This is a genomic window from Serratia sp. (in: enterobacteria), from assembly GCF_046715635.1.
GTDB lineage: Bacteria > Pseudomonadota > Gammaproteobacteria > Enterobacterales > Enterobacteriaceae > Chania.
In genome coordinates this window covers 1-8,413 of sequence record NZ_JBKJYW010000350.1, presented here as the reverse complement: position 1 = coordinate 8,413, position 8,413 = coordinate 1, and the positions used below count along the sequence as shown (strand labels likewise).

The window sequence follows — 8,413 nt, the reverse complement described above, 5'->3', positions numbered from 1 at the left end:
TGCTGATTGCCCGCCGTGCTGCCGAGGTGATCGTCGATTCTGGCTATTTTACCGAAGGCTTCTCCCTCCAGACCGGCACCGGTGGCGCTTCGCTGGCCGTCACCCGCTTCCTGGAAGACAAGATGCGTGCCCGTGGCGTTCGTGCCGGTTTCGCGCTGGGTGGCATCACCTCCACCATGGTGGATCTGCATGAAAAAGGCCTGATCGGCAAATTGCTGGACGTGCAGAGTTTTGACCGTGCGGCGGCCATGTCATTGGCTCGCAACCCAAATCATATCGAGATCAGCGCTAATCAGTACGCCAACTTCAGCTCCAAGGGCGCGTCGGTTGATCGTCTGGACGTGGTGGTGCTGAGCGCGCTGGAAATTGACACCGGCTTTAACGTTAACGTGCTGACCGGCTCCGACGGGGTGATCCGTGGTGCTTCCGGTGGTCACTGTGATACCGCAGCGGCGGCGCGGTTGGCGATTATTGTCGCGCCGTTGGTGCGTGGCCGCATTCCTACGCTGGTTGAGCAGGTGACTACCTGCGTTACGCCGGGTTCCAGCATCGACATTCTGGTGACCGACCACGGTATTGCCGTTAACCCGGCCCGCCCAGAGCTGGCGCAGAGGTTACGCGATGCCGGGTTGCAGGTGGTCACCATCGAATGGCTGCGTGAGCGTGCGCTGGTACTGACCGGTGAACCGAAACCGATCGCCTTTACCGACAACGTGGTGGCCGTGGTGCGCTATCGCGACGGTTCGGTGATTGACGTCGTACATCAGGTCGCGGAGTAACGCCATGGCTTACATCTCCCCCGAATTGGCCGCCAGCCGCGCCGTAAGTTTGCCCGAACTGCTTTCCAGCCGTGAATGCCGGCAGGCACGGCAACAGGCTTGGCTGGCGCGCCATCCTACCGCCACGCTGGTGGTGCTTACTCTGGTGGTGCCGGGGGCGGTGAAAGACAGCCCCATGACGCGGCGCGTGTTCAATCTGGGAAGGCAAGCCCTGCAACAGATGTATCGCCAGCAAGGTTGGCTTTGTTTGCAGCAGAAGACCTTGGCGCTGCCCACTGGCTGCGAAGGCTATTTGGCGCTGCAAGCCGATGCCCGCGCGGTGAAAGAGGCCACCATCCAACTGGAAATCCAGCAGCCGATTGGCCGCCTGTGGGATATCGATGTGCTGACCCCGCAAGGGCAGATCCTGTCGCGGCGGGAACTTGGGCTGCCTGAACGCAACTGTCTGCTGTGCAATCAGCCAGCCAAGATTTGCGCCCGCCAACAGAGTCACAGCACCGAACAACTGCTCAATGCAATGGAAAGGATGCTCAATGATGCACTCCCAGCCTGATTGGCAGCCGACGGTTACCGATCTTTCGCACAGCCAGCGCTTTGCTCGCGACGCCTATCGGGCGCTGTTGGTGGAGGTCAACCTGACGCCGAAACCGGGGTTGGTTGATCGCCACAACAACGGCGCGCATCGCGACATGGATATTGGCCATTTCTACCACAGCTCAAGGGCGATTGGCCGGTGGCTACCCTATTTTATCCGCCAGGGTATGGCCGATGCCGGTTTGCCCGCCGAGCAGCAGCTTGCACGCCTGCGCCCATTGGGCATGGCCTGTGAAGCACAGATGTTCCGCGCCACCGGTGGCATCAACACCCATAAAGGCAGCGTGTTCTCGCTGGGGCTGTTGTGCTGCGCCTTTGGCCGCTTACAGCAACAACAACGGCAGATTGACGCCCAAAGCCTGTGTGGCGAAGTGGCCCTGATGTGCCGTGGGTTGGTCAGCCGGGAGCTGAAACGCAACAACACGGGCCAGACTGCCGGGCAACGGCTATTTGCCGAGTTTAGCCTGAGTGGTGCCCGTGGTGAGGCCGAATCCGGCTTTCAGCGGGTGATCGGCGGTGCGTTGCCGCTGTATCGCCAGAGGATCGCCGGTGGTTGTGGCGAACAGGTCGCGCTGCTGGACAGCCTGCTGTGGCTGATGGCGCATAACGATGATACCAACGTCGCCTCGCGGGGCGGCATTAAAGGGCTGCGCTGGTTACAACACTATGCCAGCCAGTTATTGGCACAGGGAGGGGCAGGCACGGCGCATGGAATTGCCCGTTTGCGGCAATTCGACGTCGCGTGCATCGCCCGTAATCTTAGCCCCGGCGGCAGTGCCGATTTATTGATAGTCACCTGGCTGTTGGCGCAGTTGCCGCAGGCGGGGGCTTAAAAAAATAACGAAGCCTTCAGGAGAAGTGTCCATGTCCGAAACCAAAGAGAAAATCTGGAAAGCGATCGCCCCGTTGGTGGTGCTTGCTGTCCTGTTAATGATACCCACGCCGGAGGGCATGCCACCGCAAGCCTGGCGTTACTTTGCCATCTTTGTGGCGATGATCGTCGGTATGATCCTGGAACCGATCCCGGCCACGGCGATCAGTTTTATTGCCGTGACCGTCAGCGTACTCAGTTCCAACTGGGTGCTGTTTGGTGCCGAAGAGCTGGCCAATCCCAGCTTTAAAGCCGGTAAAGAGGCGCTCAAATGGGGGCTGGCCGGGTTCTCCAGTACCACCGTCTGGCTGGTGTTTGGGGCTTTTATCTTCGCGCTGGGCTATGAGGCCACCGGGTTAGGGCGCCGCATCGCGCTGTTCCTGGTGAAGTTCATGGGCAAACGTACCCTGACGTTGGGCTATGCGGTGGTGATCATCGATATCCTGTTGGCGCCGTTTACCCCGTCCAACACCGCGCGTACCGGGGGCACCGTGTTCCCGGTGGTGAAAAACCTGCCGCCGCTGTTTGACTCCTTCCCGAACGATCCTTCCTCACGCCGCATCGGTGGTTACCTGATGTGGATGATGGTGGTGGGGACCAGCATCAGTTCCTCCATGTTTGTGACCGGCGCGGCACCTAACGTGTTGGGTATTGAGTTCGTCCACAAGATTGCCGGGATCAATATCACCTGGATGCAATGGTTCCTGGCCTTCCTGCCGGTTGGGCTGCTGCTGCTGATCGTTGCACCGTTGATTTCTTACTACCTGTATAAGCCAGGCGTTACCCACAGTAATGAAGTCGCTGGCTGGGCCAATACGGCTCTGGGGGAGATGGGGAAACTGACCCGCAAAGAATATACCTTGATCGGCCTGGTACTATTCAGCCTGTGCCTGTGGGTGTTCGGCGGTAAAATCGTGGATGCGACGACGGTGTGCTTGCTGGCGGTATCGCTGATGCTGGCCCTGCACGTAGTGAGTTGGAAAGACATTACCAAATACTCCAGCGCCTGGAATACCCTGGTTAACCTGGCAACCTTGGTAGTGATGGCCAGCGGCCTGAGCCGCTCCGGCTTTATCGACTGGTTCGCCACCACCATGAGCACCCATCTGGACGGTTTCTCACCGAAGATGACGGTCGTTCTGCTGGTGCTGGTGTTCTACTACGCGCACTATCTGTTTGCCAGCCTGTCGGCCCATACCGCGACCATGCTGCCGATGATCCTGGCGGTAGGTAAAGGCTTGCCGGGCGTGCCGATGGAGCACCTTTCTATCCTGCTGGTGTTGTCTATCGGTATCATGGGGGTGTTGACCCCGTATGCCACTGGACCAGGAGTGATCATCTATGGCTGCGGCTACGTGAAGTCGAAAGACTACTGGCGTCTTGGTGGCATCCTCGGCGTGGTCTATATCGCGGCGCTGCTGCTGATCGGCTGGCCAATTCTTAGCCTGTGGTATTAAGTTAACCGGCGGCCATCCACGGATGGCCGCTGTTGCAATCCCTTCCCCCGTGACGCCCGTCACACACTTTCATGTCGAACGCCGCCATTATACCAACCCAACGTTAACCCATTCAAAACATACCCGTCGTCTTTCAAGCTGCAGCGTTGTTACCTGCACTATCACACCCCAGTCACTTACTAAACGTAAGTTCCTGGGGATGAGATAGCTTGTCGCCTAGCTGCAACTTGAAATCCATAGGGTAAAATCATATTTAGGGAACCTCTGCGGATGAGAAAAAAAACGTTACTCCTTTGCCTGCCTTTACTGTTCAGCGGCACCGCCTTTGCCGAGAACGACGGTTATCAACTGGAACAGGTGCTGGTGATGAGCCGCCACAACCTGCGCGCACCGCTGGCGAACAACGGCAGCGTGCTGGCCCAGTCCACGCCAAAAGCCTGGCCGCAGTGGGATACGCCAGGAGGATTGCTGACCACCAAGGGCGGCGTGCTGGAAGTGTATATGGGTCACTATTTCAACGCGTGGCTCAAGCAGGCGGGCATTTTGCCGCAGGAAGGTTGTCCGGCCGCTGACAGCGTTTACGTGTATGCCAACAGCCTGCAACGCACGGTAGCCACCGCGCAGTTCTTTACCAACGGCGCGTTCCCTGGCTGTGATATCAGCGTGCATCATCAGGAGAAAATGGGGGAGATGGATCCCACCTTCAACCCGATTATCACCGACAACAGCGAAGCCTTTAACCAGCAGGCGTTGAGCGCCATGAATGCCGAGCTGGCATCGCTGAAGCTGGACGCCTCCTACAAACAGCTAGAGCAGATCATCGACTACAAGGACTCCACCACCTGCAAGACCGACCAACAGTGCAATCTGGCTGCTGAACCGAGCAAAATGAGCGCGGTGCCGGGGAAAGAGCCTGGTGTTTCTGGCCCGCTGAAAGTGGGTAACTCGCTGGTGGATGCCTTTATGTTGCAATATTACGAAGGCTTCCCGATGAAAGACGTGGCCTGGGGTAAGATTGTGACGCCGTACCAGTGGCAGCAGTTGGCCAAGCTGAAAGATGGCTATCAGGATTCGCTGTTCACCTCGTCGGTTGTCGCCCAGAACGTGGCCAAACCGCTGCTGACCTACATCAATTCGGCGCTGATTAGCGATCGCAAGGCGGACTCACCGAAGCTGACCGTGCTGGTGGGGCATGATTCCAACATCGCCTCGTTGCTGTCTGCGATGAAATTCAAGCCGTATGAGTTGCCGAAGCAGTATGAGAAAACCCCGATTGGCGGCAAGCTGGTGTTCCAACGCTGGCATGATGGCAAAGGCGATCGCGATCTGTTGAAGATTGAATATGTCTACCAATCGACCGAACAGTTGCGTAATGCCGAACCGCTGACGTTGAGCACCCCACCGCAGCGCGTCACCCTGGCGCTGGAAGGCTGCCCGGTGGATAAAGACGGGTTCTGTGCCTGGAGCGACTTTGAAAAAACCATGAAGGACGTCTTGCAATAACCGTGCTGCCGGGGCGAACCTTTTCGCCCTGGCCTGCCGTGCGGTATATACTGTCTCAACGGACCCTTTATCACGGATGAAACGTGCTCTCTTCTTTTATTCTCAACGCTGAATTACTGTCGGTTGAAGGCTTTGCCGGCCTGATCGCACAATGTCATTTCTCTGTCGCGGATTATCACGACGATCTGTTTGCGGCTGCCGGTATCGATTTCCCTGCGCACGTTGCACCCGCGGTCGCCAAACGTAAGGCAGAATATCTGGCCGGGCGCTATCTGGCGCGCTGGGTGCTGGCAGAGTTGGGGCATCAGGATTTCACCTTATTGCGCGGGGAGAAACGTGAACCGCTCTGGCCTGCCGGGATTGCCGGGGCGATCAGTCACAATAGCGATACGGCGCTGTGTGCCGCTCAGCAAGAGAGTGGGGCAGGTGGGGTGGGCATTGATGTGGAAACGCAGATCCCGCCAGTGCGAGCAGAAGAGCTGTGGAGCGGTATCGTCAGTGAGGACGAATGCCAGTGGCTACGCCAACGGCCACAACCTTTTAATCTGCTGTTGACGCTGGTATTTTCCGCCAAAGAAAGCCTGTTTAAGGCGCTTTACCCGCAGGTGCTCTGCTACTTTGATTTTATGGATGCGCGGGTGATCAAGCTGGATATGCAGGCGCAGACCTTTGAGCTGGAATTGCAAAAGACGCTGACGCCACTTTGCCACTCAGGCCGCCGCTTTAGCGGGCGTTTCTGGCTGCAAGGTGATGCCGTTACGACGTTTATTTGTTTTTAAAATTAGAATGGCAGGTTGTTTATTAAAACCTACGGATTGCAATATATACAATCCGTTTTTAACTATATTACTTCAATATAAAATCAAACCTTTCATTAAGCCCTGGGTTAATATTTTTACTTGTGTTTTTTTCCAATTAAGCCATAAATACAGATTATGGGAATCAAGATTGATTCATCATTTTTGGCCATCTATCTTAAAGTCAAAACTGATTGACACTTCACTGATCGGAGTATTCGGTTTAAATTTCCAGGCGGATACCGCTGCAATAGCTTCTTTTTTAAACATATTTATGGGTTGCTCTTCGACGACTTTTATATTATAAGTCATGCCCGAGTCATCCACATCAAACATGATTTTTAGGGTACCCTCCACCTGAAGAGCATAGGCCCTGCGTGGATATTCTGGACGCGGTGTTGATAGGCCATTTTCTTTAATATATGCTGTCGAATTAATTGGCGTTTTTTCTCTGTTTTGAGTTAGCTTTCCTCCCCCGCAGTAAATTGAGTCTTTGTTATAATGGCAAATAATTATTGACAATAAGGAGGGGTTATCTTTAAGACTGAATGCCAATTGTGAATGCATTGCATGGTAATAACTATTAGAAGTAGAATAAATCATTCCACTGATACCTAAAAGTAATACGAATGACACAATCGATATAATCAAAATTATTCTGTTTTTCATGGTATTCTCCCTCATTAATACTTCCCTGTTAATTTGAAAATCCTGGTTTTTAAGAGAAAACGAATGGGAAATTGATCACTTATGCTGCGCAAACCAATTTTTGGCACGTTTTGAGAATATAAATCGCAGACCTATTATCCAGTACCAAAGAATTAAGATCATTTGTGCGATCAAAGCCCCACCACGTTGCGCGTCATTACTGTATTCCACCGGAGCAACCACCACACCATTAGTGATAGGAAGTGATTGACTGATTACAGTCATTACAAAGACGCCCAACAATGCCATTGCTCCTAGCAGACGGGCATGTTTTCGAGGCTTGATAATGGCGATTAATGCCCAGATGGCCAGCACAAAAATACCCCCCCGCAACAAATAGCCAAGATAGAAAAAGATCATGACATCAGGGTGTTGAGGTGATGTTAATAGATGAAAGCTGAAAGCGGTCCAAAACATTAACGGGAACAAGCAACTTAAAATAAACCATGCCAGTATGATAATGACTATCAAAATGCATAATGGTCGTTTCATTCAGTCTCTATCCTCCTTGATTTCCAACCGTATGATTTGAAATAAATAAGCGCCAAAAAGAATAGCTCAATCTGGTCAAGTATTCAATGTATTTATCAAGTTGTAGAGGCTCCACTTTTCGTTGTGGGAACAGCCTGGCTAAAGTTGATGTAAAGCACCCGTTTTGCTAACAGACACGCCCTGTGAAGAAACACGGTTGTGGCAAAGGAGGGCGTCAGCGTTACCGTTGTCAGTTCTGCAAACGTACCTTCCAACTTCCCCAATCAGGGGATTAAATCCTGCGGTGCCGTAACAGATGGCGCGCACCTTCCAGCATCAGCAACATGACCGCCAGCCAGATCGGGATATAGGTCAGCCATTGGTTGGCGTTAATGGTTTCACCCAATAGCAATGCGACAATCACCAGCAACACCGGTTCTACATAGCTCAGCAAACCAAACAGGCTGAAGGGGAGCAGGCGGCTGGCCAGGATATAGCACACCAGCGCCAGCGCGCTGATAATACCCAACAGCGGGATCTGCAAATACAGCAGCGGTTTGGCCGTCAGCGCTGCCAGCGGTTCTGATCCACCGAGCGCAAACAGCGCAGCGACTGGCAGCATCAGCGTCAGCTCGCACCACAACCCACCCAGATGATCGGTGCCCAAGCGGCGGCGCAGAATAAAGTAAACGGGATAGCCTAACGCGACTACCAACGTGGACCAGGAAACCCCGCCCACCTGGATCAGCTCATTGCCCACGCCAACCAATGCGCATAGGGCTGCCATCTTTTGCAGCACAGAGAGGCGATCGCGAAAAAATACTCGCCCTGCCAACACCATGGTCAGCGGCAGCAGGAAATAACCGAGTGAGACATCCAGCGCCATGCCGTGCAGCGGTGCCCAGAGGAATAGCCACAGCTGCACACCCAATATTGAGGTGGTCAGGAGCAATAGCAGCACCCGTTGCGGGCGCTGCCGTAGCCAGTGCAGTATCTCCTTCACCCGCGCCCAGTCGCCGGAAAACAGCATAAACAGCGTCAAAAACGGCAGCGTCAGCAGGGTGCGCCAGCCATAGATTTCCTCGCCGTCGAGTGGGGTAAGCATTGAGGTGTAGTAATACATCACGCCGAACAGCAGGGAAGCGACGACGGAAAGTATGATGCCCTTGATCACCAGCGTTCCTGATTATTTACCCGTCGTCTTTCAAACTACAGCGTTGTTGACTGCGCTTG

The 8,413-nt window shown here is 54.3% G+C and carries 9 protein-coding genes and 1 pseudogene; 7 read left to right on the top strand and 3 right to left on the bottom strand.

The features are described from left to right. From ACLQ7H_RS18555 to ACLQ7H_RS18530, 6 genes are all read left to right on the top strand, one after another. On the top strand, positions 1–779 hold a 779-nt coding region (locus ACLQ7H_RS18555; protein WP_411753932.1), incomplete at its 5' end, for a citrate lyase subunit alpha. Positions 780–783: 4 nt separating this feature from the next. After that, positions 784–1,332, top strand: a complete 549-nt coding sequence (gene citX, locus ACLQ7H_RS18550; RefSeq protein ID WP_411753931.1) for a citrate lyase holo-[acyl-carrier protein] synthase — start codon at positions 784–786, stop codon at positions 1,330–1,332. Further along, the gene (gene citG, locus ACLQ7H_RS18545) at positions 1,313–2,206 is read left to right on the top strand and encodes a triphosphoribosyl-dephospho-CoA synthase CitG (protein ID WP_411753930.1); all 894 of its coding nucleotides are present in this window, start codon (positions 1,313–1,315) and stop codon (positions 2,204–2,206) included. Before citX ends, citG begins: the two co-directional genes overlap by 20 nt. A gap of 31 nt (positions 2,207–2,237) precedes the next feature. Further along, positions 2,238–3,701: an anion permease gene (locus ACLQ7H_RS18540; protein ID WP_411753929.1), complete on the top strand. Its 1,464-nt coding sequence runs from the start codon at positions 2,238–2,240 to the stop codon at positions 3,699–3,701. A gap of 270 nt (positions 3,702–3,971) precedes the next feature. After that, a complete protein-coding gene (gene agp / locus ACLQ7H_RS18535) occupies positions 3,972–5,204 on the top strand; it encodes a bifunctional glucose-1-phosphatase/inositol phosphatase (protein WP_411753928.1) in 1,233 nt (410 codons plus the stop codon). 83 nt (positions 5,205–5,287) lie between these two features. Continuing rightward, positions 5,288–5,983 carry a 4'-phosphopantetheinyl transferase family protein gene (locus ACLQ7H_RS18530; RefSeq protein WP_411753927.1) on the top strand — a complete coding sequence of 232 codons (696 nt, stop codon included), beginning with the start codon at positions 5,288–5,290 and terminating at the stop codon, positions 5,981–5,983. A 177-nt stretch (positions 5,984–6,160) separates the two neighbouring features. Here ACLQ7H_RS18530 and ACLQ7H_RS18525 read toward each other — a convergent pair whose 3' ends face one another. Both ACLQ7H_RS18525 and ACLQ7H_RS18520 read right to left on the bottom strand, forming a co-directional pair. Then, entirely contained in the window at positions 6,161–6,670 is a 510-nt protein-coding gene (locus ACLQ7H_RS18525; protein ID WP_411753926.1) for a TonB family protein, read from the bottom strand. A gap of 75 nt (positions 6,671–6,745) precedes the next feature. Then, on the bottom strand, positions 6,746–7,201 hold the full coding sequence (locus ACLQ7H_RS18520; RefSeq protein WP_411753925.1) for a hypothetical protein: 456 nt from the start codon (positions 7,199–7,201) through the stop codon (positions 6,746–6,748). 134 nt (positions 7,202–7,335) lie between these two features. Here ACLQ7H_RS18520 and ACLQ7H_RS18515 point away from each other — a divergent pair. Next, positions 7,336–7,458, top strand: a pseudogene (locus ACLQ7H_RS18515) (IS1 family transposase); the annotation flags it as partial. 14 nt (positions 7,459–7,472) lie between these two features. On the opposite strand, the gene rarD reads toward ACLQ7H_RS18515, so the two are convergent. Next, the gene (gene rarD, locus ACLQ7H_RS18510; protein ID WP_411753924.1) at positions 7,473–8,354 is read right to left on the bottom strand and encodes an EamA family transporter RarD; all 882 of its coding nucleotides are present in this window, start codon (positions 8,352–8,354) and stop codon (positions 7,473–7,475) included. Positions 8,355–8,413: the final 59 nt, after the last annotated feature.